The sequence below is a fragment of the Streptomyces sp. A1136 genome (assembly GCF_004795055.1).
In the GTDB taxonomy this organism is placed as follows: domain Bacteria; phylum Actinomycetota; class Actinomycetes; order Streptomycetales; family Streptomycetaceae; genus Streptomyces.
Map to the genome: position 1 here is coordinate 1 of NZ_SSBJ01000047.1, position 24,858 is coordinate 24,858.

Below are 24,858 nucleotides of genomic sequence, written 5' to 3' on the forward strand. Positions count from 1 at the left end.
AACGACTCGCCGTCCGCTGGGAACGCCGCACCGAACTCCACGACGCCTTCGTCTCCCTCGCCTGCAGCCTCATCTGCTGGCGGCGCCTCAACAAACCCGAATCATGATCGTGTTACGAGCTCTAAGGCAGGTTGGAAAAGGCTCACTGTCTTTTTATGGCGTGATCGTTCGTTGGACCGTGCATGACGGATCTGATTGAGCGGCTGGTGCCGGGCGAGTTGTGGTGTTGTTCCGCCGCCGGTCAGGCTTCGGTCACGGCCGGTCCGGCAGGCACCGACACGTCGGCAGGCGAGACGGTCGAGCAGATCGTGCGGGCGGTCCGCGACGGCAACGACGTCCCCATCGGCGCGTTGCCGGCCGCCGTGGCCGAAGGCGCGGACACCGCCGTCCTTCTGTGCCTGCGCGAGCGGCTGTACGCCACGCGGTGACCAGCGGCCGGTGCGGCGATCACGGCCGGCCGGCAAGCGCGGCCGGGAGCTCCTCGGTGGCGCGGGTGATGAAGCGGCGGCTGCTGTCCGGGTTCAGGGCCTGGGCTTGAAGGTGGTCGTACATGACGCCGTAGTGCTCGATGTCGGATCGTTTCTCCAGGTAGAGGTCGCTGGTGAACCGTTCCAGATACACCGTCCCCGCCCCGGGAGCGTCCGCCTCGAAGTGGAGGATGGAGAACTGTCCCGAGATGCCCGGGTGGGCTCCCGCTTCGTGTGGGAGGACCTGCACGGTGATGTGCGGCTGCGTGGCGAGGTGGTTCAGGTACTTGAGTTGTTCGCGCATGATCTCCGGGCTGCCGACCACACGGCGCAGGGCCGACTCGTCCAGCACGACCCGTAAGCGCAAGGACCGGGCGGGGTGGTGGGCGCGGGATTGGCGGCGCATCCGGATTTCACGGCGTACCGCGACCTGTTCGGGGGTGGGCGGAGGGATCGTTTCCGCGATGACGGCGGCCGCGTAGGCGGGGGTTTGCAGCAGGCCGGGGACCATCAGAGGCTCGTAGGAGCGGATCGAGGAGGCCTCGGTCTCCAGGGCGATGTAGACGGCGTAGGGGACCTCGCCGCAGGCGACCCACCAGCCCTGGCGTTCCGCTTCCCTGGCCATCCGCATCAACGAGTCCACCATCTGCGGGTCTGTGACCCCGTAGAGGCCGCACAGGTCCCGCACATCACGAGGCTTGATGACGCGGTGACCGTTCTCCACGAGACTGATCTTGGGCTGGGAGATCAACAGCCGCTCGGCCACCTGCGTACTCGTCAGACCGCTGGCCAGGCGCAGCCGGCGCAGCTCCGCGCCCAGCCGGCGCCTCCTGACCGTGGGGTTCCCACTCACCGCCACGGACCGTCTACCTCCGGCTCCAACCCATCGACCAGCCGCGGAAACACCACGGCGGGGCCCGCGCGAGCACATCCGCCGTAGGGTAATGATCAACGAGCCCCGCCCGCGAGTATCACGTTCCACGAACGCTGCCGCGTGCACAGCCAGGGCAGTGTTCACCCGGACGCCATGCTCTTCCACCTATCTGCCCGAAAAGCCTGCTCACCACCGCTCCTGGTCCGCCTCCTCCCGCACCGAGCGGAGCCGCCGGGCAGGCCCGGGGAACGCCGCGACTGGAAGCAGCTCGGCACCGAGCAGCAGACCCGCCTCGCCAAGCTGGGCGTGACGCCGGCCCCGCAACCGGCCGCCCCAGCCTGGTCGCGGCCGCGCAGGGCGTCGGGTTCGGCGTTCGAGCGGGGCGTCGTCGACGCCCTCACTCGGTACAAATAGGCGGCCCGCGCCTGGAACTCGGATAAGCCAGAGGCGAAGACCCCTCCTACTGCTTACCCGACAGCACCGCTTCGGCGATTTTAATGATTTCACCCTTGTATCGCTTGGCTTCCTTCAGGTCGTCCGCGCTTTCACTGATGAGCGCTTTTTGGTACGCACTCTCGACAGTGGACCATACACCGATTACATTTTCCTCCCTCTTGCATCGTACGTCCGCTAGCGCAACCCCCATCTCAACCTTCCCCGGTTCAGGAGTCTTGAAGGCAGGGTCGTTGATAGCCGAAATTGGATCAGGGTACTCGTATCCAGCCTCTTTCATGCAGGATGACCATTTCTTATTCACTGCCAGAACTGCAGGATCCTTCTGAGACTGCACGTAACTCCGCACGCTGAGGTCCTGTGCTTTGCCAAAATAGCCTTGTGCAGCCTGTTCGGGCATTCTCCTTTGAACCTCTCCCACGCACCCTCCTTTCGGAACTTGAGCGCTGCGGCTTGCATCACCAGTGCCATTCAGCAGTTGCAGTTCCTCAGGCGAGAGATCTTTCGGTGGGGGATGTTCCATGCCCTGCTTGCGATAACCTGAGTGCTCCGCCTCTGCGGCATCGGCCAATCCGTATCTCCTTTCATTATTCGTGAGGTTGACGGGATTTACACCTGCTGCATCGTCGTATTGCACACCCAACTTCTTCATGCAGTCTGTCAGTATCACTCCACGGGCGCGCAATACCGTACGAAGATCTTCCGCTGACAGGAGGTACTCATCCAAAGGGAGTCGCAGCTCCTTACTGTCATTCAGTTTCTGCATCGGGACGTTGATCACTGCGCCGGGGCGACTGGGGTCGCTATCAGAAGCTGAGGAACCGGCGCCAGAGCAGCCAGACAGTGTCACCATCATGCACCCCAGCAATCCGACAGCACGCAAGCGCGCAGGGCGGATCGACGACTTCATCGGAACCCTTCAGTAAACGATCAAAAATAGGCACCCCATATCCTGTTTACATGGATATGGGGTGCCTATTACTTTGACGGACAATTACAGCCAGAAATACAGCGAGGCGTTCTCGTTGCGCGTGTTCACGAGGTTCTTGCTCTGCCCAGGAGAGAACTGGTCGTACGGACCAGAGTAGCCAGAGTTGTAGTAAACCCGAACATAGGCGTTCACCTGGTAGTTCTTGGCCGACGCGGCATTGTTCTTGACGGGTTCACCCGCACCCGCACCGGACAGCGGCATGAACGTGTCGCCGGCCAGGTCGGAGTCACTCCAGTTGTAATTCGCATTCGCCCCCTGGATGTTCGAGTTGTAGTACAAGCAGAACAGGCCAGAAGGGCACGCGTCAGCCTGAGCGGGCACTACTGCTCCGAGCGTCATTCCGACGGCGGCAGCAAGGACGGCCAAGCCGTGCCTGATACGCATTTCTTCCCCTTCGATACCACCTGAAATCCGCGCCGCAAATTCGAATACGAGCGGAATCTAAAATTCGAGTTGATCTTAGTGGCGGAAAATGATCTTGTCAAGATGGGAGGTCGAAGCAGACAAAACACCCTCCACTCCTTTACCGTGGAGTAGATTTTCCAGGCAGTTCAGAGCGAAGGAAGAATTTGCAGTGAATGAGAATGAAGGCGACATTTCGCGCGCAATGAGAGAGGAGGCTGGAGGGTTCGAACAGGCCAACCGCCCTCGTCGAGCGTGGCATGGCGAGAGGGGCGTCACTACGTCGACACCGTCTTCTATTGACCGGGGCAACCGTTCTCGTTGTGGTCAGTCTCGCGACGCTCGTCTTCATGAGGTTCCTCAGGCAATGACTGCTTCGGTGAATCGTCTCCTGTGACGCTCCAGCCCTGCCTTTCACGTGGAGCACACTGCAGTAAAAGACCGCCATGACACGCCAGCGGGGGAGGTCAGACCAGCATGCCGAGAGCGGCGTCTGGCCGACAGGACGTGCAGGCTTCCACCCGATCGGCGAGGGCTCGTCGGGCGGTATCCCGGTCGGCGGGCAGGCAACGTTTCTGCTATCCCAGCAGTCGTGGACGTGGACCCCCACGGCCTGGAGGTCGACCCCGATGCCGTGCTCAATCAGCCAGCCCGCCGGGGCGGGCGGCGGAGCCCGTGAGGTCTCCCCGCATATCGGTTCCTGAAGGGACTTCCAGGTCAGGAGCAATCGCAGACGGTTCAACGAGTCTTCTGCTCGGGACCTCGCCGGGCCGGCTACCCACCGTCCCGCGGCGACAGGCGGCGGACCGGGCTCTGGCTTTGTCCACGAGAACGGACAGCAGATGTTCACCACTTCGGGAGGCATCCGAGCACGCCGAGGATTCGAGCGGTGATGCTCAACGTCGTGGCTATGCTCCGGCTCCGGCAGTGGATTCAAAACACGTTGGCCTTAAAACTCCTCAAGCACGGCCGCGCTCCGGGCCAGGTTTTGCTCCAGTCGCTGCAGTACGTCCAGGGTTGTGGTGCGCTCGTCGGCGCTGAGGTCACCGGTAGCGGCGGCTTCGAGTTCCGCCCAGGTCCGTTCGACTTCACGGCGCAGGGCGAGGCTGGCAGCGGTGGGTTCGACGATGACGGCTCGCTTGTCGGTGGGCGAGGGGCTGCGGCGTACGAAGCCAGCGTTCTCGAGGCGCTGGACGGTGCGAGTCATGGTGGCGGCGTCGGAGTCGATCAGACGTACGAGGTCGGTCTGTCGTTGGGGGCCGAGTTCCCACAGCTGCATCATCACCAGTTCCTGGCCCGGGTAGAGGCCGACGCGGCGCAGGAGCTGCCCGGCGATCATGCGGTGCAGGCGGGCCACGCGGAAGATGGTGTGGCTGATCGGGCCCGCGTGGGCGGATGCCGGCACCGGCACGGTCGCCGCGCTCACCGCCGCCGGGTCTGCCGCCCGGGCGTCGGCCTTGCCAGGATGTGTCATGACTGCGCACTCTTTCCGAGAAAACTTGCCCGAGCAGTGACAGGGCCAGTCTGCCATGACAGAGCCCACACTTCTTCGATACCTCGCTTTACCTGTACGTTCCCAGTGTGATGCGAGTCACTACAACCTCGGGAAATCCACGTCTCTATGCTTTAGTTGTTCGGACAGTAAATGCGCCACGGATCGTGCCGGGCGCCCTCGTTGGTGAAGGAACGACATGACTACTGCATTCGACCCGATCGACCTGGGATCCGTGCGACTGGCCAACCGCGTTGCCATGGCGCCGATGACCCGCAGCCGGGCTTACGGTCCGGGTGCTAGCGCGACGGCCGAAATGGAGACCTACTACGCGCAGCGGGCGGGCGCCGGGCTGATCATCACCGAGGGCACCCAGCCCTCGGCGGTGGGCCAGGGCTACCCCGACACTCCGGGCCTGCACTCCGAGGAGCAGGTGGCGGCCTGGCGGAAGGTGACCGAGGCGGTTCACCGTGAGGGCGGCGTGATCTTCGCCCAGCTGATGCACACCGGCCGTATCAGCCACCCCGCTCTGCTGCCCGACGGACTGCACCCCGTGGCGCCTTCGGCGGTGGCGGCCAAGGGGCAGGTGTTCACCCACGAGGGTCCCAAGGACTTCGTCACTCCCAAGGAGCTCAGTGAGGCCGAGATCAGCGAGACGATCGCCGACTTCGCCGCTGCGGCCCGCAACGCGATAGCCGCGGGCTTCGACGGGGTGGAGATCCACGGTGCGAACGGCTACCTGATCCACCAGTTCCTCGCCCCTAACGCCAACCAGCGCACCGACGGCTGGGGCGGCTCCGTCGAGGGCCGCATCCGCTTCGGCGTCGAGGTCGCCGCCGCCGTGGCCGAGGCGATCGGAGGCGAAAGGGTCGGCTACCGCATCTCGCCCGGCAACCCCTACAACGACATCGCCGAGGACGGCCTCGCCGCGACCTACGCGGCGCTGGTCAAGCAGCTGGCCCCGCTCGGCCTGGCCTACCTGCACATACTCGAAGGCCCGCACCGCGACCTCACGCTCCAGCTGCGCAAGGAATGGCAGGCCGCCTTCATCCTCAACCCCTTCACCCACCCCGACACCACCGGCCCCAACGCGCTGGAACTGATCGAGGACGGCACGGCAGACATGATCGCCTTCGGCGCGCTGTTCCTGGCCAACCCCGACCTGCCCGCCCGCCTCGCCGCGAACGGGCCCTACAATACCCCCGACCCCGCCACCTTCTACGGCGGCGACGAGCGCGGCTACACCGACTACCCCACCCTCACCGTCTGACATACCGAACGCGGGAAGCGCACAACGGTCCCCACACCTGACGCGGACCAGGCAGGACCAGGCCGGATCAGCGCGTTCTCCCTCTCCATCGCCTAGCACCCGTCTCCCACAGGGCAAGGGCCCCTTCGACTCCTAGTGCACCCGTATCGGAGCGCCCACTACGACACCTGGACCCTCATGTCGTCCTGGCGGCGGCCACGGAGCGGATCGTCACTCGTACCCACGGTGACGAACCCGCCGCTGCGGCCACCGGCGGTACGAAGAACGAGCCAACAGGAGCCATCCCGTTGCCCCGGACCCGGGGCCGGGGCACCCGTCTACGTTCCGAACGGCGGCCGGGCGAGCGCTGGGGAACGTCTGGTCCAGCAGGTCGGGACCAGATGTAACCTCGGATTCTCAGCCCGCGCCGCAGTCCCGGCGCCGAGGAGCACACCATGGCCTGTCCAGCAGCCAGAGCCTTGTACACGATCGAGCGGGTGGAGTTTGCCAGCCACGATGAGACCGTGGTGGGCCGCCTTTACCGCCCCACCACGCCGGTGTCGGGCGACAGGCCGCCAGTGGCGGTCGTCGTCGGCCCGGTCGCCTCCGTCAAGGAACAATCACCCAAGCAGTACGCAACGCGCCTCGCCTCTCGCGGGGTCGCGGCACTGGTCTTCGATCCCCGGCACTTCGGCGAGAGCGGCGGGCAGCCCCGCCAGTTCGAGAACCCCACGGCCAAGGCCCAGGATGTGCGGGCCGCCGTCGACTATGTGTCCGACCGGCCAGATGTCGATACCGGCCGGCTGTCCGTCCTGGGCATCTGCCAGGGCGCGAACTGGGCCATCGACGCCGCCGTGGCCGACCCCCGCATCCGACGCCTGTCGCTGGTGTCGGGTCACTTCCTCTACCCGACGGCGATCGACGCCTTCTTCGAGGTCTTGTTCCAGGGCCGGACCACCGCGGCCGAACGCATCGAAAGCGGGCGCGCCGCTCGAGAGAGGTACGAGGCGACCGGCGAGGCCGACTACATCCCCATCGTCGGAACCGCAGAGGAGCCGGACCGGCTCCTGCCCGCGCAGCCCACCTACCAGTTCTACATCCGCTGGGCCGACCGCGGACCGGCCTGGCGCTTCCACGGCCTATGGGAGAACCGCATCGCAAAGATGAGCGAGGAAACCCTCTGGGCGCACCGCGCAGACCAAGCCGTCAAACAGCTCCACACCCCCGCCCTCGTGGTGGTGGGCGACAAGTCGGCCACCCCTCCCCCGCACGTCCAAGCCCTCCTGGACGCGATGCCCGGCCCCCACGAGCTCCGCCACCTGGGCCCGATCGACGCGCACATCCAGTTCTACGACGACCCCGAACTCATCGACCGGGCCGCAGCGGAGATCATCGACTGGCACCTCATGACCGAAGCCTGACCTCTACGGCTTTCCCGCCCACCCGGCCCACCCGGCCCACCGTCACACCCCGACGCCGCCAGCCCGATCACCCAAGCCGTGGAGCCAGGAGTCGGGGTCCCGTGATCGAGGCGCGCCGCGCGAGGTCTCGGCGCAGCGGGGCCGTAGGAGTGTCACCGGGGCGGTCCGACGATGATCTGGCCGTGGAGGTCGGCGGCCTCGGCGAGCTTCTCCGGGGAGATCGCGAAGCCGTCGGGGCGCGCAGTGGTGATGTCGCGTCCGGCGTGACGGAACATGCCCTCGATACCGGCCGGAGTGGTGATCATGAGGAGGTCAGCCGTATCGGAGGTGATGCGATAGCCGTGGGGCAAATTGCGGGGCAGGTAGACGATTCCGCCTTCCCCCAGTTCCATCTCCTCCTCCCCGGCCCACAGCAGGGCGGTGCCGGCGATGAGCATGAACACCTCGTCCTCCCGAGTGTGCAGGTGGAAGGGCGGCGCCTCCCCCTTGCCGACACGGAAACGACCCACCGTGAGCTGCCCGTCCGTCGCCTGCCCGTCCAGCAGCACGGAGAACGTACCGCCGTGCAGCCACTCCAGAGTCTGCTGCTGATCTTCCTGCGCGAGGTAGGGCATGCTCATCATCGTCACCTCAGCTCCCAGCCAGCTGGCCGCTCCCCGGAAACCTGCGGCCCGGCGCGCTCTCATCTGCCACTAATCCCATCGTGGCGCCCCACACTCCGCCCCGCCCGGTGTCCGCGTACTCGTCACATTCACCCGTACACCGACACAGCCATACGAATGCCGCACCGGCCGAGCCGGTGCGGCATTCGCTGTCTTCCCACGCCACCCCTGCCGCAGCCGCCCCGCAGGGTCAATCAGTGCCCAGAAGGGAAGGGCTGCCGGGATACGGTCACCAGGGACAGGATCAGCAGCACGGTCGTCAGGAGACCGGTGGTGAGGTAGGGCTGGCCGGTGAAGGGGGTGAGCAGGATCAGCAGGGCGATGGCGGGTGAGTAACGATCGCACCTTTCACAGGGGGAAGGGGGTGGTGAGTGTCACGGGCCGGTGCGGGGGTGGGAAAGCACCGCGGAATGTCGGATTGCCCGCCGCCGCCCGTCGGCCGGGTGGTCAGCCGGTGGTGATGACGAGCTTCCCGCGGACGTGGCCGCCGGTGGAGGCGGCGTACGCCTCGTCCATGGCGGCCAGCTTGAAGGTGGTCGTCTCCGCGACCTTCAAGGCGCCCGAGGTGGCCAGGTCGGCCAGTTCGGCCATGTCCTGGTCGGTGGCCTGGTAGATGAAGTTGATCGCCCGTACGCCCCGGGTGGCCAGGGCATCGGGGTTGGCGGCGAAGACGGTGGTGGCCAGCCGGCCGCCGTCACGCACCAGCGGCGCGATCTTCTCCATGACGACATCGCGGCTGTCCACGAGGTCGAGGACGGCATCCGCGCCGTCAGGGTGTGCGGCGCGGACGGTGTCGGCGACGTCGCTGGTGCGGTAGTCGATCACCTCGGCCGCGCCGAGCCCGCGGGCGTAGTCGTGGTCCTCACCGGCGGCGACCGCGATCACATGCACACCGCGGGCGGCGGCCAGCTGCAGGACGTAGGAGCCCACTCCCCCGGTCGCGCCGACCACCAGGAGCGTCTCGCCCTCGGAGAGGTCCAGCCAGTGGGTCAGGGCCAGGGCGGTGCCCCCGGTCATCGGCAGTGCCGCCGCCGACGCCGCGTCCATGCCGTCCGGCCGCACAGCCAGGGCGACGGTGTCCGCGGACGCGGTCATGTACTCGGCATAGGAGCCATGGGGGTGCTCAGCCGCCGTCTCGGGCCGCCGCATCCCGAACACTTCCTGCCCCACCGCGAACGCCGCGCCCTCACCGGCAGCGGTGACCTGCCCGGCAAGGTCGAAACCGAGGGTGTAGGGGAAGGGGAAGTCGGCGCCCGGACGCGCCAGCGCGCCCGCTGCCACCTTCCAGTCGATCGGGTTAACCGCAGCCGCTCGGACCTTGATCTGCACCTCACCCGGGCCCGGCTCGGGCACCGGTACATCCTTAAGCTGCGGAGCCTGTCCGAAAGAGTCGATCGCGAAGGCATGCATGACAACACCTCTCTGCATTTGACGACGGCCCGGAGCGGACCTGCGGGAGATCGCCGATCGCCAGCGCTGGAGGCCCAGCCCCCAATCCATAGCCGTCTATGCTTTCTCGTTTGAGCATAGACGGCTATGGAATGATGTCAAGGCAACCCGATCATCACGCGACTCAGGAAGGCGACCATGGCGGCACGCACGAACAGCAACCCCGCCCCCCCGACCGGCCCAGGGGCCGGCTCAGAGGCGGAGGCAATGGTCTGCTACACCGTGCCCCACGCCGCACGTCTACTGGGCCAGGCCATCTCCCACCGCCTCACCGCCCTTGGCGTCACCACCGGCCAGCTCCCCGCCCTCCTCGCCCTCTACGCCACCGACGGTCAGACCCAAAGCGAACTCGCCCGCCGCACCGGAGTCGAACAACCCACCATGGCCGTCAACCTCCGCCGCATGGAACGCGACGGCCTCATCACCCGCACACCCGACCCCGCCGACGCCCGCCGCGCCCTGGTCCACCTCACCGACAAAGCCCGCACCATCCAAACCGACGTCCAAGCCATCCGCTCAGGCATCGACGCCGAAGCCCTCACCGGCTTCACCCACGAAGAACACAACCAACTCACCCACCTGTTGGACCGCCTCGTCACCAACCTCCAGCACCTCACCGACGGGCCCCCTGACACCAACGCTTGAGCTCCGTCGGCCAGCGGCTATCCGCCTCGACCTCGCCGAAACCCACACCCCCACCCGCCGGTGGCGCTGAAGCTCGGGACGCGGGTCGACAACCAGCGCCGCCGGGCCGCCACGCTGACGCCGGAGCGGGTGGAGCAGCTGTCAAGGTCGGGATGCGGTGGGCGTAGCCGTACGACGCGCAGCGGGGCGGGAGAGGGTGTTCCTGTCCCGCCCCGCTGCGGTCGTCATGCGCCGGCTTCCTCTGCTGGCGGGTCTGCAGGCTGCTCATCACCGGGTTCGGCATGGGACATAGGGACGAGTCGGTCTGTGTCAGACAGCTCCAGCGCCCGGTGGATGCCCTCGATCGGAGGGGAGTCGTTGTCGGTGACGATGATCTGCAGGCGGTCGACGTGTTCGGTGGCAGTGCGGATGCCGTCGATGATCAGGAGGTTGGGCCAAGGGGATGTCGTGGTCGTTGAGTGCCATGTGTTGGTGTGCAAGGACGTGGGCGACGTTGACGAGTACCTCGACGCCTTGGGATTGCAGGTCAGCGAAGGGGCGGCCGTCCACGACAGGCATGTATGTCTTCTTGTTGATGTAGGAGCCCGGCTCGTTGTCGAAGCGGGGTGCGTCGAAGCTGCGGAGGGCGGCTCCGCAGACTGCCGCCGACGACCAGCGTGAGTATCCCGGGAGCGGGTCACACCAGCCCTTTGACCTGCGGTTTCAAGTTGGCGAGGGCTCATGGCGATCAGTGCACCGGCGGCAGCAGAGTCAGGTCAGCCGAACGAAGCCCTGGCTCGCTGCGCGACCGTGGCGATGACGGCCTTACCGCTGCGCTTCAGCGCCGGATGCAGTCCGCACGGTTTGCCGGCGACGCCTTCGCGTGAATTCGCTACTCGCCGCAGGGCGGTGTCTCGCGGCACCTGATCCTCCGCCGTCACCCCACACATCAACGCGGGAGTGCTCGGCCGCATCGCCGAGGGAGACAGCTCTGTCTGCGTGTGATGACAAGGGAGACCACTTCACGTCGGAGCACCACAAGGACCAGCACGGCGAGTACTGAGCACGACCGGCTCGCGACCTGCCGACAGCCACAGTGCCGAAGCCGACCGAGCACGCGATCCTCTGAACCAGCCGCACAGCACACCCTGAGCGGTCCGGCCTCCCCACCTCCAAGGGAGGCCGGACCGCCGCCCGACACGGCGCACAGTCGACACCCCAGAGATGGGACGCTCCCCGCAACGTGCCACGGTGGCCCCGATGGCGTCGCCACGGTCGGCGGGCGGGTACGCGTACCGCTTCGGAGTGGGGCGAGGGAAACCGGGCAAGCTGCACAACCGCGCCGGCCTCCTTGAGATCTACCTGTGGGCCGCGTTCCCCTACGACAACCCGCCTTCAAGGTCAGTAACCGGGAGCATCCCACAGGCTTTCCAGCGCGAGCGCGCTCTGGGCGGCCGCACGGGCCCGGACCGTGATCTGCCGGCACAGCGCGTCCAACGCGGCCCCGTCGTCCGCGACGTGGTCCTCGACCACCGCCCAACCCGGCAGCCCGTCCACGCATGGCAGGCGCACCAGGCGGTGGTCACTACGGCCGGTGATCAGCACGGCCAGCAATGCCAGGTACTCACGCTGCAAGTCGGAACCGAACCCGTCAGCCTCGCCGTCGGGGCCGGCCAAGACAGCAGGATGCCCGTCGGCCAACAGCACGCACGTCGCGTCAGCAGCCCGGATGACCGCCTCGAACCCCCTCGCACCGATCCGTGCCCGCAGGCCCTCCAGATAGGTGCCGAGCAAGTCCGCTCCCCCGCCCCCACGATCCTCACGTGCGTTCATCGCATCCTCCGCGCCCACTGCCCCATCACGCTACGCCCAACACCACGCCCGGACAGGGGCATCGGCGATCCCGCGCACCCGGCTTCCCATGCGTCGACCCGCGCAAGCGAACGCCGGCATCCGCATCCCCAAAGACGCCTCCGGGGAGATAGCGGGCGGCACTCTGGCGCCCGGCGGCCGATCGACGTCGGGCGGTCACGAACCACGCACAGCGCCCGCTCCGCCAAGCCGGTGGCGAAGCCGGATCAGGTGGGAAAGCTCCGCCACGACTTTGAACCGGTCAAGAAGGAGACCGATACGATGATCATCTCCTTCGCGCACGGCGGCAGCGATGGCATCAACAAGCTGGTCAGGGTCCACGAACATGCGAGAAGTCTTGACTGGCGAACAGCACTTCACACACGCCACCGGAAGCCAGTGACCACATCCACCGGCACCAGAGGCGGCGGCGCACACGACGGCTTCACCCGCGTCGGCACTCGACGGCGGCCCCGCCCGCTCCGGGCGCGCTACCGCACCGGACCGTTGCGGAGCACGGGTGTCGATGCCCTCACCACACGCACGTGCCGCCGGGCCACCACCGGATGGTGGGCGCCCCCGCCGAGTTGGCCGCAGGGGCTTCGCCGCGCGTCGGCGCTCGCCGCGCCAGCCGCCCTTGGCTGATCGAGCGCGGTATCGACGGCGCCCGGCTCCCGACCCGCGTCCACCCCCACGCCTGCTGGCTTGCACGCAAACGTGTGGAGTTCCTGCGGCAGGCCGGCCCAGCGTCCGCCGCAACGCCGAATCCCCGACTCCGACAGTTGCGGCCCTGAACAGCCGGCCACCGTCGAGAGGACGACGTGGTGGCCGACCTCCAGGGCGGGAGGACCGGGATCATGGCGGCTGAGCACTGGATCGTGCGACAAGCCGAACAGCACGTGCACCAGGCGTGGCAACGCCGACGGCTGTCCGGTCGCAGGGGGTGGGTGGGCGGCCCGGTGTTACTGCCGCCAGAGCGCTCTGGTCACCGGGCCTTGCCCGCGCACGCCCTATCGGCGCGGACTGCGCCCGACCCTAGCCGCGCCCAGCCGGCGTCCCGCAGCAAAAGCACAGCGTTCGGCGTCCTGTGTGACCAGCACGGAGGCGCGTTGACGCCCGACGCTGACACCGGAAGCCATGGGGGCACAGCGGGGTGGTGCGAACCCCTCATCGGTCGCCCCTCGCAGAGCGCCACTCCGGCCGTCGCCTATCCAGGACGCCTACGCAGCACTCAGAGCATTCCGACACCTCCAGGGACGGACGGCCCAGACGTGGTGGCGGCCGAGAAGAAGCTGGGGGCCGGGTCCGTGATGGCATCGGCGCTTGGGGAGCGGATCGGTGTTCGTGAGGCGTCTCCGGACAGACCATGTCGAGGGCCGGAGCGGGACGGCCCGGGTAGGCGAACCGCTCCGGCGTAGCTCTAACGGTTCACACACCACAAAGACACCATCGGCCCTCCACGCCCGCCCGGACAGACCGTGGATTTGCCGCGCCCGGGACCCAGAGACGCAGCGCGCAGCGGGGAGCTGTGCCGCTATCGGCCGTGCACCTACGGACTCACCACACCAGCGGACGCCCGGCGCGGGCCCCCTTCCACCGAATTACGGGTGCCGGCATCGGTGGAGGGCAGCCGGTGGTCACCCCTATTTGGGTGACTCACCCGCCTCGGAGACGAGGGGTGCTCCCCGGGCCGCAGCCGTTGACACCCACAACGCCCCTTGCGCCCAACGCCCCTTGCCGGACAGCACGAGGCGTTGCCCTGTGCTGCTTCCCTGGCCCTCGAAAACCAGTAACCGAGCCAAAAGATGGGAGCCCGGTCCGGCGGGGGCGCGGCGAGGAGACAGGGCCTTGAGGGGCTTGGCGCGCTCGACCCGGGCAGGAGGCGCCTCGATTCCGGGGTACCGGAAGAGGCCATGTGGTGTGGCCTGTGCGCCACGTGGCCATGATGTGGCGTGTGTTTCTGTCCGGAGAGGTTGTGGACGGGTGATGCAGGTCGCGGCTGAGGAATCTCGAATGGGTGAGGGCCTTCCGGGTTCGTGTGGAGTGCGACATCTACACCGGCCGGAAAGGCCCTCGCGGCACACCATAACCCCGCCATGACCGAGACCGGACGGCTGTGCCTTGCCGCGCTGCGAGGTCGAGGACGGGCGGCCGCTGCGCCGGACCGTCGAACGCTTCCAGGCCTCACCCACCACCGGCGAACGTGGGCCGCCCGTCACCGCGCCCTCGGTGAGGCAGGCATGAGCGACCGGGTCCTTGCGCCCGCACCACAGACCCCGCCGAACCGCGCCCCGCCCTGCTGGCACGACTGAAGAGGTGGCCCGGGTCACCGATCCGGCGCAACTGCCGTAACCAGCTCCCTGCCGTGCTGTTTGAAGGGGCGCACGTGCCGTACTCCTGCGGCAGGTCCACATTCACTAGGAGATTTTGATGTCGCGTATCACAAAGGCCGTAGCCGTTACCGCCTCAGCCGCCGCCATCCTCGCCGGCGGCGCCGGCCTGGCGGCCGCGGACGCCACTGCCGAAGGCGCCGCCATCGGCTCCCCCGGCGTCCTGTCCGGCAACGTCGTCCAGGTCCCCATCCACATCCCCGTCAACATCTGCGGCAACACCGTCAACGTCGTCGGCCTCCTCAACCCCGCCTTCGGCAACGTCTGCATCAACAAGAGCGGCGGCGACAAGGACCACTACAAGGACCAGCAGCACGGCGAATACTGACAAACACCAGGCCCTGGACCCGGCGCACTTCACGCCGCCACCCCAGACCGCCATGTGAACCAGCCGCAGCGCACAGCCCGGTACTGATCGGCCTCCCCTCACGTCGTCCAAGGGCGGCCCGGCTCCCGTACCGGGCTGTGCGCTGCAGTTTCCGCGATGGGCGAGACGGCTCCGCCCTCGGGGAGGGGGAGCCGTTTGCCGTATGCGGTTGGAGGCGTGGGTCAGGGCTGACCTGGGCGTCAAGCGTTCGGAACGGGCCGGAGCCCCTATTCGATCTTGACTATTGCCCGCGTGCCGTGGTGAAACTGAACGCAAGCCACCACCATTGGGGCGGCCGCGCCCCTGACCCCCTCGTCAGGTCTTCCTGGGCGCGACGCGGGCACCACACGGACAGTCAGAGGGCCCGTCGGTCCTAGGCCGCCCCTGATCTCATTGCTCTCGGCGCCGGGCCCGCAGCGCCGTAGCTCGCTGCGCTCGCCTTCCTCCATGGGCGAGCGTCCGCTGATGAACCGCCCGGCGGCCCGGGGGGGCCGGCGCCACCGTCAGATGGCGCCAGCCCTCCGGTACCCACCCTCGGACGAAGACGCACTGCGCCCGCGCGGCGTTCGTCTGCACCTCCGGGCGTGCCCGTATGGGGGCATCCTCGGTAAGCCGGAGTGTCTCCGGCAGAGGAAAGATCGTTGGAACGGCATGAACAACACTGCCAAGCACGCCCTCGCCACCGCCCTCACGACCGCCTGCATCCTCGGTCTCACCGTCACCACCGCAGCGGCGGCACCCACCAACCCTGACGCCCGCATCGCGGCCCCCTCCGACGGCGTCGTCGAACGTGTCGTCGACGGCCTCCTCGGCACCCACAACAACAACGGCGTCCTCAGCAACGGCCCCAGCCGCGGCAGCAACGGCATCCTCGGCGGACTCCTCGGCGGCGGCAACAGAGGCGGTCTCCTCGGCGGCAGCAGCGGCTCGCTGGGAATCCTGTAGCGGCGGGCTGTCGCCGACAATTGCGCCCGGCCTTGCCGACCGCCCACCCAGCGGCTGCAGCCTGCCCTCCCCGACCAGCAGCGCGAACGCCGGGCCACCCTCGGCATCGACTGGGCACGGTAGGGCGGCAGGGAGCCTGTCCGGGTTCGGCCGGATCCTTCCGGCCGAGCTGGCCCCACGGCGCCAGTACTCGCTGCGCTCGGGTTCTCACGGCTGAGCGTAGGAGCGGGTGTCCTGCTGCCCGACCTGCCGCGTCTGCGGACGCTGGTCACCCACCTGCGCGGGGGTCAGCACCAGGTGGTCCAGGCCGCTGATCACGATCCCCGGCTCGGAGGCGTACCGGCCCAGCTGCTCGGCGCAGGCGTTCCATGCGGGCGCGGACAGCAGATCGCGTGAGCGGGTGAACAGGCCGTACAGTGCCGGGCCGTGGCGTTCGGCCAGCCCCACGTTGTGGGCCAGCACGTCGAGCTCGTTGGCGGCCGTGATCTCCGCGATGGCGCGTACGTCCGCCTCGGCCGGAGTGTGTTCCCGGCCCGTGAAGCGGTCATGGAAGACCACTGGAAACCCGTTGCCCAGGCGCGGGTAGACGGCCGCCCGGTCGCAGCTCGCGTACAGGTACACCAGGGCCTCCGCGCGGTCGCCGATCAGTTCGGCGAGCACCCCGCGCTCGGTGGTGCCCAGGAGCGACTCGTCGAATCCGTCCGTTCCGTAGGCGGCGTGACACAGCCCCGCGAGCTGGACGTCGAGGTCGGCGCCCCAGGCGGAGAGCAGGCGGGCGACGCGGTGCAGGTGGTCCAGGAGCGTTCCGCCCGGATGGGCCGTCCGGGCGGCGCCGCGGGCGGACAGGAACTCCTCGGCCCGGGACCATCGCGCCGGAGCGGGCCGCTCCATCAGGCCACCCGCTTTGCGGACTGTGCCACCTCGGCCACCAGTCGGGCGGTGGCTGGGATGGCGATGCCGTGTGCGGCTCCGGCGCGTAGGACGGCTCCGCCGATGGCGTCGAGTTCGAGCGGACGGCCGGCCTCGGCATCGCGCTGCATCGAGGACCTCATCGTCCCCGGTACGCGGTCGAAGAAGGACAGCAGCCCCTCGGCGGTCACCGGCGCGCCGACGGCGCGGGCTACGGCCGCGATCTCGTCGAGGACGGTGAGCAGCTCGGGCCGGTGCCAATCACGGACGGCACCGACGTCGGCCTGGTGGCGGCTGGTCAGCAGGGCGAACGGGGCGAGGAAGGCCAGCTTGTCCCAGAGCATCGCGCTCTCGTCCTCGCGTACGGTCACGCCCAGACCGGCCTGTCGCAGCAGCTCCACGAAGTCATCCACGGGGGCGGCGAGTTCGAGGTCGGCAAACGGGCTGGTGTGAGCGATGCGGCCGGGCGCCGTGCGGGTGGCCTCGACCCGGATGGTGCCCGCGACGACCCGGGCAGAGGGGAAGCGCTCGCGGAGCACGGCGAGATGGTCGAGGCCGTTGAGCAGCGGTACCACGACCGCCGTGCCGAGCACCTCGGCCGGGATGCGGTCGAGCGCCTCGGCGAGCGCGGTCTGCTTGACCGTCACGAAGACGGCGTCTACCGGCTCGCGCAACTCGGTGTCGGACTCCACCGCTGCGGTGAACTGTCCGTACCGGTTGCTCTCGACGCGCAGCCCGTCCTCGCGCAGCACGGCCACGGTCTGTTCCCCCGCCAGGCAGACGACGCGGTGTCCGGCACGTGCGAGCAGCGCGCCGACCAGGCCGCCGACGCCGCCTGGGCCGAGAACCGCCGCGGTCGTCCTGGTTGTGCTCATGTGTGCTCCTGTCCGGGAAACCAATGAGTCGAGAGGCCGGGGCCGGGAAGCCGGGTCGGGCCCATGGCGGGTCGGCACCCGCCCACGTTCAGGACCGCGTCCGGATCGCGGAAGAGACAGTGGGCGGGTTGCCGCCCTGGGCCCGGAACGATGATCAAACCTGGCGCGATGCAAGTCAATCCTCGGATTTGCTGGGGAATACCCCAGCTTAAGCTTGGGTCTGTGACACTTGACGATCTCCGTGTCTTTGCCGTGGTCTGCCGAACCGGTTCGCTCAGCGGTGCCGCCCGTGACCTGGGCTGTACGCAGTCGGCCGTCAGCCAGCACGTGAAGCGACTCGAGCGGGAGCTGGGACTCAGCCTGCTCGAACGCCACCCGCGCGGGATTGCGCCGACCCCGGCGGGGCGGCTGCTGCACGCGGCGGTGACCGAGGGCCTGGGACGCATCGACCAGGCCGTGCGCCGGATCGAGGAACTCGCCCGCGCGGAGGGCGGATCGGTACGGGTCACCACCGGTGCCACGACCGTCCGGCACTTCATGGCCGCCGCCGTGGTCGACTTCCGCCGGCGCTTCCCGCGAGCCAGCCTCGAATTCCAGACCGAGACCTCCAGCCGCGGTTGCTTCGACGCGCTCGCCATCGGTGCGGTGGACCTCGCCTGGATCACCCTGCGGCCGGCGGGCAGCGCCGTGGAGCAGCGCCCCGTCGTCCATCTGTCCTGGTCACTCGCCGTTGCGGCTGGCGACCCGCTCGCCGCCAAGTCCTTCATCGAACCCGCCGACCTGCAAAATGCCCGGCTCATTGGCCTGCCCGAGAACTCGACCGCTCGTATCCAGCTCGGCTCACGGCTCGCCGAATCGGGCATCCGGCCGATCTTCGACACCAGCGTCACCGACTGGGACACCGCGATCCTGCTGGCCGAGCTCGGGCTCGGTCACGCGGTCGTTCCGACCCTGCCCGAGTGGACCGGCCCCGGCCACCCTGACCTGCGGCTGATCCCGATCCCCGCCCTCCCCGCGCTCACCGCGGGCTGGGCCGTCCGCCGCTGGGACGCTCTCTCCCCACTGGCCCGCGCCTTCGCCGACACCGTCACCCACCACTGCGCCCGCCAGGGGGGAAAGTGAAGCCGCAGCCGGCAGGTCACGTCAGCCGCCGGCCAAGACGATCGCTCCCGCTGCCACCGTCGACCGGCCGACCGAGACACCAAGGAGCGCCCGGCAGGGAAAGCCCACGGGCCAGTAGAGGGGGCGAAGTCCGGAGGAGCCCCACCGGGGGACTCATCGGTCACCCGACAGGGGGCCTCGGACAACCGCACCGCCGGTGTCAGAGTTCAGCGAGGATGATTAACCTTCCATGCACTCACAGCGCTGCGCGTCCTACGCGTGCGCCACAACACGATCGGCCTGATCACCAACGCAAGGCGAGTGATGACGTGACCGCGGGTCCAGCCAGGCAACGCCGAGGGTTCACGCACATCCGTGTCGGTCAACGCGTCGAGGGTGCTGGTGATCCGGCCGGAGCGGGTGACTTCCTCAATGATGTCGAGCATGTCCTCACCGTAGGTGACGAGTTGGCGAGGAGTTCGGCCTGGTGTCACCGAGCTTCGGACGGACCTGTGATGTGGGCTACCGGCCCCTGAGCAGGCCGCCGACCGCCGTGATGCCTGCAGTGATGGCGCGTTCGCTGACATTGCCGAACCCCAGGACCAGTTGTACCGGCTCTGTCGCATGCGAGGAGCGGCAGGTGCTCATTCCGTAGAGACCGACGGAGCGGGTGTATGCGGCGTCGATGAGGCCCTGCTCGTCGGCCGGTCCATCGAGGTGCGCGACCGCGTGGAAGCCTGCCGCGAGGCCGGTCACCCTGACCTCGGGGGCGTGTTCAGCGATCGCCGCCACCAGGGTCGCGCGCCGTGCCGCATAAGTCGTGCGCATGCGGCGCAGGTGCCGGTCGAAGCGGCCGGACTCGATCATTCTCGCGAGGGTGAGCTGATCGAGAGTGGGCGACCCGCGGTCGCTCAGCTGCTTGTGCTCGGTGATCGTCTCGGTGAGCGCGGGCGGGCAGAGCATCCACCCGATGCGCAGCGCGGGCGCGAGGGATTTGCTGACGGTGCCTATGGAAATCACTCGATCGGCGGCGAGCCCCTGCAGTGCGCCCACCGACTCCCGGTCGTACCGGAATTCGGCGTCGTAGTCGTCCTCAATGACGACGGCGTCCCGGCTCCTGGCCCACTCGATCATTGCGAGCCGCCGCTCGGGTGCCAGAGTGACACCGGTGGGCCATTGGTGCGCAGGGGTCATGACGACGGCGCGGGCGTCGGTCGCGGCGAGTGCCTGCACGTCGATCCCGCGCTCGTCAACCGGCACCGGGATCGCAGACACGCCCGCCCGGGACGCGGCAGAGGAGATCGTGACCGGTGAGCCTGGGTCCTCGTACGCCACCGTACGGACACCTGTCCTGGCCAAGGCGGACAGGGCCAGAGTGAGGCCCTGCGCGTAGCCGGAGCAGATCACGATCCGGTCCGGATCCGCTGCGGCGGCGCGCACCCGCCGCAGATATCCGGCCATGACTTGGCGCAGTACCGCACTTCCGCGCGGGTCTCCGTAGTCGAGCGCCGCTCTCGGCATGGTGCGTGCCGCTTCGCGAGTGGCCCACAGCCAGTCGGCAAGCGGGAAGCTGCTCAGGTCCGGGACGCCCCACTTGAAGTCGGCCACCAGGAGTGGAGGTGCCGAGGGCGGTGGCGTGGGCTCCGAGGGTACGCCTGCGCCGGCGGCGACCCGGGTGGCTGAGCCGACGCGTGTCGCGAGGTATCCCTCGGCCTGGAGCTGGGCGTAGCACTCCTGCACCAGCCCGCGCGATAGCCCGAGTATCCGAGCGAGTTCACGGGAGGACGGCAGGCGTTCGCCGATCTGCAGCCGCCCGGTCCGGATCGCGTCCCGCAGCCGGAGTTCCAGCTGGTATCGCAGCGGCTCGCCGCTTTCCCGGTCGATGACCAGCAGCAGATCAGGTGACAGACCGGACCACTCTAGAGGCATGAAATTGGATCTTACTGGTGATCCGCTCGGCCTTTTAGCTTCGTCGTATGACCAGGATGAGCAACCCACACACTGAGCAAGCCGGTGCGCGGCCACCTGTGGTGACGCGGCCCCTGCTGTTGCGTTTCGTCTCGATCATCGGTGCCTCGACGAGCTTCTACCTGCTGCTGTCGGTCGTCCCTCTCTATGCCGAGGCGTCAAGTGGAGGCAACGGCACTCCCGCAGGACTCGCGACAGGGGCGCTGATGCTGGCCACTGTCGGAGGTGAGCTGGCCACTCCCCGGTTCGTTGCCCGCTTCGGCTACCGCCTGGCGTTGGCGGTAGGGCTGGTCCTTCTCGGTGCACCCGCGCTCGTGCTGACCGCCTCCGGGAGCACGGTGTGGATCACGGCGGTCTGTGTCCTGCGCGGCCTGGGCTTCGCGCTTACGGTCGTCGCCGGTGGTGCTATGACGGCGTCGCTGATCCCGCCCGAGCGCCGCGGTGAGGGGCTGGCACTGGTCGGCATCGTGTCCGGGGTGCCGTCGCTGGTGGCCCTGCCGCTGGGTGTCTGGCTGGTGGCGCGCGTGGGGTACGGACCGGTCGGCATCGCCAGCGCCGTGGCCGCGCTGGCCGCGATCGTCTCGGTTCCGGGCCTGCCGCACCGCGAGCCGACCTCGGGACGGTCGATCGGGGTGCTGGCTGGGTTGCGAACGGCCGCTCTTCTGCGGCCCGCCGTCCTCTTCTCGGCTACTGCGCTCGCTGCCGGAATCATCGTCACCTTCCTCCCCCTTGCCGTCCCGCCAGCTTCCACTGGAGTCGTCGCCGGGGCACTGTTCGTCCAATCCGCGGCATCAACCGTGGCCCGCTGGGGCGCGGGCCGACACGGCGACCGGCACGGACCGGCCTCACTCGTCCTGCCAGCCCTGGCCGTCTCGGCCGCAGGAACGCTGCTCACCTCTTTGACCCACAGCCCGGTCGCCGTTGTCGCCGGTGTGGCCCTGTTCGGGGTCGGCTTCGGAGTCACCCAGAACGCCACACTGACGCTGATGTACGCGCGTGTCCCTACCTCCGGCTACGGCACCGTCAGCGCCCTGTGGAACTTCGCCTACGACGCGGGCATGGGTGTCGGGGCCGTCGGGTTCGGAGTACTCACGGGCCAGACCGGCTACCCAGTAGCCTTCGCTCTCACCGCCATGCTGACGCTCACCGCCCTCGTCCCGGCCTGGCGCGACGGCGTTACCACCGGCTCCCGCGCATGACCGACACGATCACTCGCGGTGGAGCCTGCCAACCGTCCCGAGCGGAATGCAGTTGTCGGGGACGCCGTTGCGTACGCCCTCGCACAGCTGGGCCCGCGACAGGGCGGCCTTCTCCAGTACCAGCTGCCAGGCACGCATCCAGTACGGGGTATCGGCCTCCAGGTCGCCGAACTGGTTGTCTACGCCGGCGCTGTCGTCCCGGGCGCGTATCTGCTCCTGTGTGAAGTGCTGGCCCCCGTCGTCCATGCCGCTGCAGCCGATCTCGCTCTCGGTCTTCTGGGCCACCTTGCAGCCGTCATATTGGACCTCCCAGTAGGCCTGGGGGGGTGGGGCCTTCATGGGGCGCCCCGGGGTGCTGGTCACCGTGCGGCGTGTCTACGCCACGATGCTGTGATGTACGAGGAGCCGTTGGAGGAATGGGCGCGACGGCGCGAGGAACGTCGGGCCCAGTCGAAAGGGAAGCTGCGTGCGGTGCCGCTCACATCGAGCCCGCATCGCGGGGCCCATGTCGAACCGGACGCGCCACGCGCGATCGAAGAGTGGGACGGCTTGCGGTGGGTGACCATCGGGCTCGTTGACGACCTGACGCCGGTGTAGTCGTCAAGAGTTGTGGTTCGTAGGAGAGAACCGGCCAACGAATCTTCGATGCGTGTATCGCATGGTCGCCAGTTATCGTCACGCCACCGTGACCAGCAAGCCAAAGAGATCACGCCGACTTGAAATCGTCCTTGGGATTGAGGTGAGGTCCCACTTGCGGGGGAGCTGCTCCCCTCTTGGCGGATGATGCCGCTGCATGCCGCGCGGTGACATCGTGAACCGGTTGGTTCGCCTCGCTCACACCGGAGTCCATGATGCCTAGTCAGTTCCCGTCGTCAGATGCCCAGATCACCGCCCCTCGATGGGCGGTGTGCGCGGCGTGGGCGACGGTGCTTTGCACAATGCCTTCGTGTGTGTGGCGGCTCTCCCTGGGGTTCGGAGTAGATGTCGGTTTCACCGGACGACTCGGTTCTCTCTACGCAGGGCCCCCGACCATGGTCTACGTGCTGATCCTGTCGGTGGTCTCGCAGGCCGCCGCCTGCCTGACGCTCGGCCTGGTGAAGCCTTGGGGCGAACGGGTGCCGCGCTGGGTTCCGCGGCTGGGTGGCCGCCGCATCCCACCGCTTGCCGTGGCCATACCCGCCGCAGTAGGCGCCGTTGCGGTGACGGGGCTGTGCGCCGCGGTCACGCTGGTGCCAGGAGGGCCACTGGACAGCCCCGAATTCCCGCACGGTACGGCGGGAGTGATCATGGACGTCTGCTACGCCCCCCTGCTGGCCTGGGGGCCCCTGGTCGCCGCTCTCACTATTGCCTACGCCCGACGCCGTCGGGCAGGCGAACAGTTCTGGTCAGCTGGCGTACTACTCGAGGAAACCAGGGTGGGAGGCCGGTCCTGAGCTGAACCGCGGTCATGGTGTTGGAGGTGTAGGGCCGCTGGTAGGCCCACTCGTCCAGGAGGGTGCGGTTGAAGCGTTCGACCTTGCCGTTAATCTGTGGCCGGTAGGGCCGGATGCGTTGGTGGGCGATGCCGGCCGCGGTGAGGGTTTGGGTGAAGAGCTTGTACTTGCAGCAGGAGCCGTTGTCGGTCAGGACGCGTTCGACGGTAATGGCGTGGGCAGGAAGAATGCGTTGGCCCGCTGCCAGAACCCGGCAACGGTCTCCTGCCGTTCGTCGGCCAGAACTTCGCTGTAGCCAGGCGTGAGTGGTCGTCGACGGCGGAGTGGATGTAGGAGTAACCGATCACTGGCGTGCTGCTCCTGCGCTGGCCGGTGATGGCCTGCCGGTTCCGGTCGCCTACGGTTCGGCCCACCACGCGCCATCCCGCCGCTGTCGGGGATGTTGCCGAGTTTCTTGATGTCGACGTGGACGAGGTCGCCCGGCCTGTGGTGTTCGTAGCGGCGGATCGGCTCTCCGGCGGGCCGGTCCAGCCAGGCCAGGCGGTCCAGACCTAGCAAAACGAAAGAGGCCAACGATCTGGCCGAAGCGATGCGCCGGTGGATCGACGCCTCAGGGCTGCGGGTGCGGCAGTTTCACACGGACGCCGACGCTCGCCCAAGCGGTCGGATTACTCCCCTCTCTCATTGCCCCGAGTACCTCGCCCTCACAACATTGGGCCGGGAACTCGCCCGCATCATCGGCATGGCGTAGGTGTATTGATCACGAGCGTTGTCAACGCTGCCTGGTCTTGATCATGGCGAAGAGCTCCGGTGTGGTGGAAATGTCTAGGCTCCGCACCGCACACGGAGGTCTTCGTTTCCGACCGTAATGCCCGGCTGACCGTTCCGGCAGGCGGATCCGCACCGTGGTCTCGCCTCGCGCGGTACGCCGAGGTCGACCACCAGCGCGCGAGAAGCACCCCGCCGGTGGAAGCCACGGCTATCGATGCGGGCACATCCCGGTTCAGCACTTCCACCTCCCCCTTCCCACGACTGCTCGAATACCTTGCCGGGGACGGCTACCCCCAGCACGCTCCCCTAGCTAGGAGCTGTCCGGCCGATCGTGCGGACTCGGACTGAAGAGGCCAGGAGAGCCCGGATCTCGAGCAGACGACTCGTCGTAGGCTGCGTCCCATGAGCTTGTGGGACGTCCTGCCGGACAACGAACGACAGCAGTGGGTCCTCGATCCGTTCGTGAGCGTGGGCCCACTGCGGTTCGGAATGAGTTCGGGCGAGACATCTGTTGCGCTCGGCGGCATCCGCGCAGATGTGCGCCAGCACGACCCGCAGTGGGGCACCGCATGCCACACCTACCCCGATGTGGGGGTGAAGCTTTACTTCGCGGCCGATGAGTGCTTGTGCGGCGTCTCGGTCGATGCGCTGCGGGGACCACAAGTTCTGGCGGACGGGGCGGCCGTGGTCGGCCAGGTTCCCTCCGAGCTGGAGCAGTGGCTGTTCGAGCGTGCCGAGAGCCGGGAACCCTTTACGGAGCTGTTCTACATGCCCCGAGCGGAGGCGGGATCGTTGACTCTCGGAGTAGTCCTGTGCGTTCAGCGAGCCGCCGATAGCTTGCGCACACGCCCCGTCTTCCTTCCCGCCGATGTCCTGGACGACCCCTATCACCGGCTTCCGAGCGAAGCCTGGGCCATCTTCTGATCACGCATCTCTGTGTGGACACCTCTCCGGCGCAGACGGTC

At 68.0% G+C, this 24,858-nt stretch carries 27 protein-coding genes and 2 pseudogenes; 13 read left to right on the top strand and 16 right to left on the bottom strand.

Annotation, left to right across the window (positions count from 1 at the left end):
- Window positions 1-182: 182 nt before the first annotated feature.
- A complete protein-coding gene (locus E6R62_RS31985) occupies window positions 183-428 on the top strand; it encodes a hypothetical protein (RefSeq protein WP_136216980.1) in 246 nt (81 codons plus the stop codon).
- A 19-nt stretch (window positions 429-447) separates the two neighbouring features.
- Here the strand turns inward: E6R62_RS31985 and E6R62_RS31990 are convergent, their stop codons facing one another.
- Window positions 448-1,326 carry a helix-turn-helix transcriptional regulator gene (locus E6R62_RS31990; RefSeq protein ID WP_136216981.1) on the bottom strand — a complete coding sequence of 293 codons (879 nt, stop codon included), beginning with the start codon at window positions 1,324-1,326 and terminating at the stop codon, window positions 448-450.
- 135 nt (window positions 1,327-1,461) lie between these two features.
- Between E6R62_RS31990 and E6R62_RS31995 the strand changes: the two genes are divergently transcribed.
- Window positions 1,462-1,755, top strand: a complete 294-nt coding sequence (locus E6R62_RS31995) for a hypothetical protein (protein WP_136216982.1) — start codon at window positions 1,462-1,464, stop codon at window positions 1,753-1,755.
- Window positions 1,756-1,801: 46 nt separating this feature from the next.
- Here E6R62_RS31995 and E6R62_RS32000 read toward each other — a convergent pair whose 3' ends face one another.
- The 4 genes from E6R62_RS32000 to E6R62_RS32010 form a co-directional block, all read right to left on the bottom strand.
- Window positions 1,802-2,704 (bottom strand): hypothetical protein, encoded by a 903-nt coding sequence (locus E6R62_RS32000; RefSeq protein ID WP_136216983.1) that lies wholly within the window; start codon window positions 2,702-2,704, stop codon window positions 1,802-1,804.
- A gap of 84 nt (window positions 2,705-2,788) precedes the next feature.
- Window positions 2,789-3,169, bottom strand: a complete 381-nt coding sequence (locus E6R62_RS32005) for a peptidase inhibitor family I36 protein (RefSeq protein ID WP_136216984.1) — start codon at window positions 3,167-3,169, stop codon at window positions 2,789-2,791.
- Between the two features lie 485 nt (window positions 3,170-3,654).
- A complete protein-coding gene (locus tag E6R62_RS42275) occupies window positions 3,655-3,753 on the bottom strand; it encodes a DUF6233 domain-containing protein (RefSeq protein ID WP_368773879.1) in 99 nt (32 codons plus the stop codon).
- Between the two features lie 383 nt (window positions 3,754-4,136).
- Window positions 4,137-4,661, bottom strand: coding sequence for a MarR family winged helix-turn-helix transcriptional regulator (locus E6R62_RS32010; RefSeq protein WP_136216985.1), 525 nt, complete (start codon window positions 4,659-4,661; stop codon window positions 4,137-4,139).
- A gap of 217 nt (window positions 4,662-4,878) precedes the next feature.
- On the opposite strand from E6R62_RS32010, the gene E6R62_RS32015 reads away from it, so the two are divergent.
- Both E6R62_RS32015 and E6R62_RS32020 read left to right on the top strand, forming a co-directional pair.
- On the top strand, window positions 4,879-5,949 hold the full coding sequence (locus E6R62_RS32015) for an alkene reductase (RefSeq protein ID WP_136216986.1): 1,071 nt from the start codon (window positions 4,879-4,881) through the stop codon (window positions 5,947-5,949).
- 434 nt (window positions 5,950-6,383) lie between these two features.
- Window positions 6,384-7,349, top strand: coding sequence for an alpha/beta hydrolase (locus E6R62_RS32020; RefSeq protein WP_136216987.1), 966 nt, complete (start codon window positions 6,384-6,386; stop codon window positions 7,347-7,349).
- A gap of 152 nt (window positions 7,350-7,501) precedes the next feature.
- Here the strand turns inward: E6R62_RS32020 and E6R62_RS32025 are convergent, their stop codons facing one another.
- Entirely contained in the window at window positions 7,502-7,972 is a 471-nt protein-coding gene (locus tag E6R62_RS32025) for a cupin domain-containing protein (protein ID WP_240802023.1), read from the bottom strand.
- A gap of 486 nt (window positions 7,973-8,458) precedes the next feature.
- Window positions 8,459-9,364, bottom strand: coding sequence for an NADP-dependent oxidoreductase (locus E6R62_RS32030; RefSeq protein ID WP_168714248.1), 906 nt, complete (start codon window positions 9,362-9,364; stop codon window positions 8,459-8,461).
- 234 nt (window positions 9,365-9,598) lie between these two features.
- Here E6R62_RS32030 and E6R62_RS32035 point away from each other — a divergent pair, with 234 nt between their 5' ends.
- The gene (locus E6R62_RS32035) at window positions 9,599-10,105 is read left to right on the top strand and encodes a MarR family winged helix-turn-helix transcriptional regulator (protein ID WP_136216989.1); all 507 of its coding nucleotides are present in this window, start codon (window positions 9,599-9,601) and stop codon (window positions 10,103-10,105) included.
- A 224-nt stretch (window positions 10,106-10,329) separates the two neighbouring features.
- Here E6R62_RS32035 and E6R62_RS32040 read toward each other — a convergent pair whose 3' ends face one another.
- The 3 genes from E6R62_RS32040 to E6R62_RS39945 form a co-directional block, all read right to left on the bottom strand.
- The gene (locus tag E6R62_RS32040; protein WP_136216990.1) at window positions 10,330-10,584 is read right to left on the bottom strand and encodes a hypothetical protein; all 255 of its coding nucleotides are present in this window, start codon (window positions 10,582-10,584) and stop codon (window positions 10,330-10,332) included.
- A gap of 901 nt (window positions 10,585-11,485) precedes the next feature.
- A complete protein-coding gene (locus E6R62_RS32045) occupies window positions 11,486-11,917 on the bottom strand; it encodes a hypothetical protein (RefSeq protein ID WP_136216991.1) in 432 nt (143 codons plus the stop codon).
- A 195-nt stretch (window positions 11,918-12,112) separates the two neighbouring features.
- Complete coding sequence (locus E6R62_RS39945; RefSeq protein ID WP_168714249.1) at window positions 12,113-12,283, bottom strand: hypothetical protein; 171 nt, start codon at window positions 12,281-12,283, stop codon at window positions 12,113-12,115.
- A gap of 1,748 nt (window positions 12,284-14,031) precedes the next feature.
- Here E6R62_RS39945 and E6R62_RS41395 point away from each other — a divergent pair.
- The 3 genes and pseudogenes from E6R62_RS41395 to E6R62_RS32060 form a co-directional block, all read left to right on the top strand.
- Window positions 14,032-14,221: pseudogene (locus tag E6R62_RS41395) on the top strand (leucine zipper domain-containing protein); the annotation flags it as partial.
- A 144-nt stretch (window positions 14,222-14,365) separates the two neighbouring features.
- Window positions 14,366-14,653, top strand: coding sequence for a chaplin (locus E6R62_RS32055; protein ID WP_136216992.1), 288 nt, complete (start codon window positions 14,366-14,368; stop codon window positions 14,651-14,653).
- 690 nt (window positions 14,654-15,343) lie between these two features.
- The gene (locus E6R62_RS32060; RefSeq protein WP_136216993.1) at window positions 15,344-15,637 is read left to right on the top strand and encodes a hypothetical protein; all 294 of its coding nucleotides are present in this window, start codon (window positions 15,344-15,346) and stop codon (window positions 15,635-15,637) included.
- A gap of 207 nt (window positions 15,638-15,844) precedes the next feature.
- On the opposite strand, the gene E6R62_RS32065 is transcribed toward E6R62_RS32060, so the two are convergent.
- Together E6R62_RS32065 and E6R62_RS32070 are read right to left on the bottom strand one after the other, a co-directional pair.
- Complete coding sequence (locus E6R62_RS32065) at window positions 15,845-16,528, bottom strand: DUF6817 domain-containing protein (protein ID WP_206308910.1); 684 nt, start codon at window positions 16,526-16,528, stop codon at window positions 15,845-15,847.
- Window positions 16,528-17,421, bottom strand: a complete 894-nt coding sequence (locus E6R62_RS32070; RefSeq protein WP_136216994.1) for a ketopantoate reductase family protein — start codon at window positions 17,419-17,421, stop codon at window positions 16,528-16,530. Before E6R62_RS32070 ends, E6R62_RS32065 begins: the two co-directional genes overlap by 1 nt.
- A gap of 222 nt (window positions 17,422-17,643) precedes the next feature.
- Between E6R62_RS32070 and E6R62_RS32075 the strand changes: the two genes are divergently transcribed.
- Window positions 17,644-18,543: a LysR family transcriptional regulator gene (locus tag E6R62_RS32075; protein ID WP_136216995.1), complete on the top strand. Its 900-nt coding sequence runs from the start codon at window positions 17,644-17,646 to the stop codon at window positions 18,541-18,543.
- Between the two features lie 206 nt (window positions 18,544-18,749).
- On the opposite strand, the gene E6R62_RS32080 is transcribed toward E6R62_RS32075, so the two are convergent.
- Both E6R62_RS32080 and E6R62_RS32085 read right to left on the bottom strand, forming a co-directional pair.
- Complete coding sequence (locus tag E6R62_RS32080; RefSeq protein ID WP_136216996.1) at window positions 18,750-18,968, bottom strand: maleylpyruvate isomerase N-terminal domain-containing protein; 219 nt, start codon at window positions 18,966-18,968, stop codon at window positions 18,750-18,752.
- Between the two features lie 76 nt (window positions 18,969-19,044).
- Window positions 19,045-20,451, bottom strand: a complete 1,407-nt coding sequence (locus E6R62_RS32085; protein ID WP_136216997.1) for a PLP-dependent aminotransferase family protein — start codon at window positions 20,449-20,451, stop codon at window positions 19,045-19,047.
- A gap of 56 nt (window positions 20,452-20,507) precedes the next feature.
- Here E6R62_RS32085 and E6R62_RS32090 point away from each other — a divergent pair, with 56 nt between their 5' ends.
- On the top strand, window positions 20,508-21,689 hold the full coding sequence (locus tag E6R62_RS32090; protein ID WP_136216998.1) for an MFS transporter: 1,182 nt from the start codon (window positions 20,508-20,510) through the stop codon (window positions 21,687-21,689).
- A gap of 9 nt (window positions 21,690-21,698) precedes the next feature.
- Here E6R62_RS32090 and E6R62_RS32095 read toward each other — a convergent pair whose 3' ends face one another.
- Window positions 21,699-22,028 (bottom strand): hypothetical protein, encoded by a 330-nt coding sequence (locus E6R62_RS32095; RefSeq protein ID WP_136216999.1) that lies wholly within the window; start codon window positions 22,026-22,028, stop codon window positions 21,699-21,701.
- Between the two features lie 54 nt (window positions 22,029-22,082).
- On the opposite strand from E6R62_RS32095, the gene E6R62_RS32100 reads away from it, so the two are divergent.
- Together E6R62_RS32100 and E6R62_RS32105 are read left to right on the top strand one after the other, a co-directional pair.
- Complete coding sequence (locus E6R62_RS32100) at window positions 22,083-22,286, top strand: DUF6087 family protein (protein WP_206308911.1); 204 nt, start codon at window positions 22,083-22,085, stop codon at window positions 22,284-22,286.
- Between the two features lie 434 nt (window positions 22,287-22,720).
- Window positions 22,721-23,122: a hypothetical protein gene (locus E6R62_RS32105; protein WP_206308912.1), complete on the top strand. Its 402-nt coding sequence runs from the start codon at window positions 22,721-22,723 to the stop codon at window positions 23,120-23,122.
- A gap of 19 nt (window positions 23,123-23,141) precedes the next feature.
- Here the strand turns inward: E6R62_RS32105 and E6R62_RS41400 are convergent.
- Window positions 23,142-23,674, bottom strand: a pseudogene (locus E6R62_RS41400) (DDE-type integrase/transposase/recombinase); the annotation flags it as partial.
- A 621-nt stretch (window positions 23,675-24,295) separates the two neighbouring features.
- Between E6R62_RS41400 and E6R62_RS32120 the strand changes: the two are divergent.
- Window positions 24,296-24,817 (top strand): hypothetical protein, encoded by a 522-nt coding sequence (locus E6R62_RS32120; protein WP_136217000.1) that lies wholly within the window; start codon window positions 24,296-24,298, stop codon window positions 24,815-24,817.
- The last annotated feature ends 41 nt before the right edge of the window (window positions 24,818-24,858 follow it).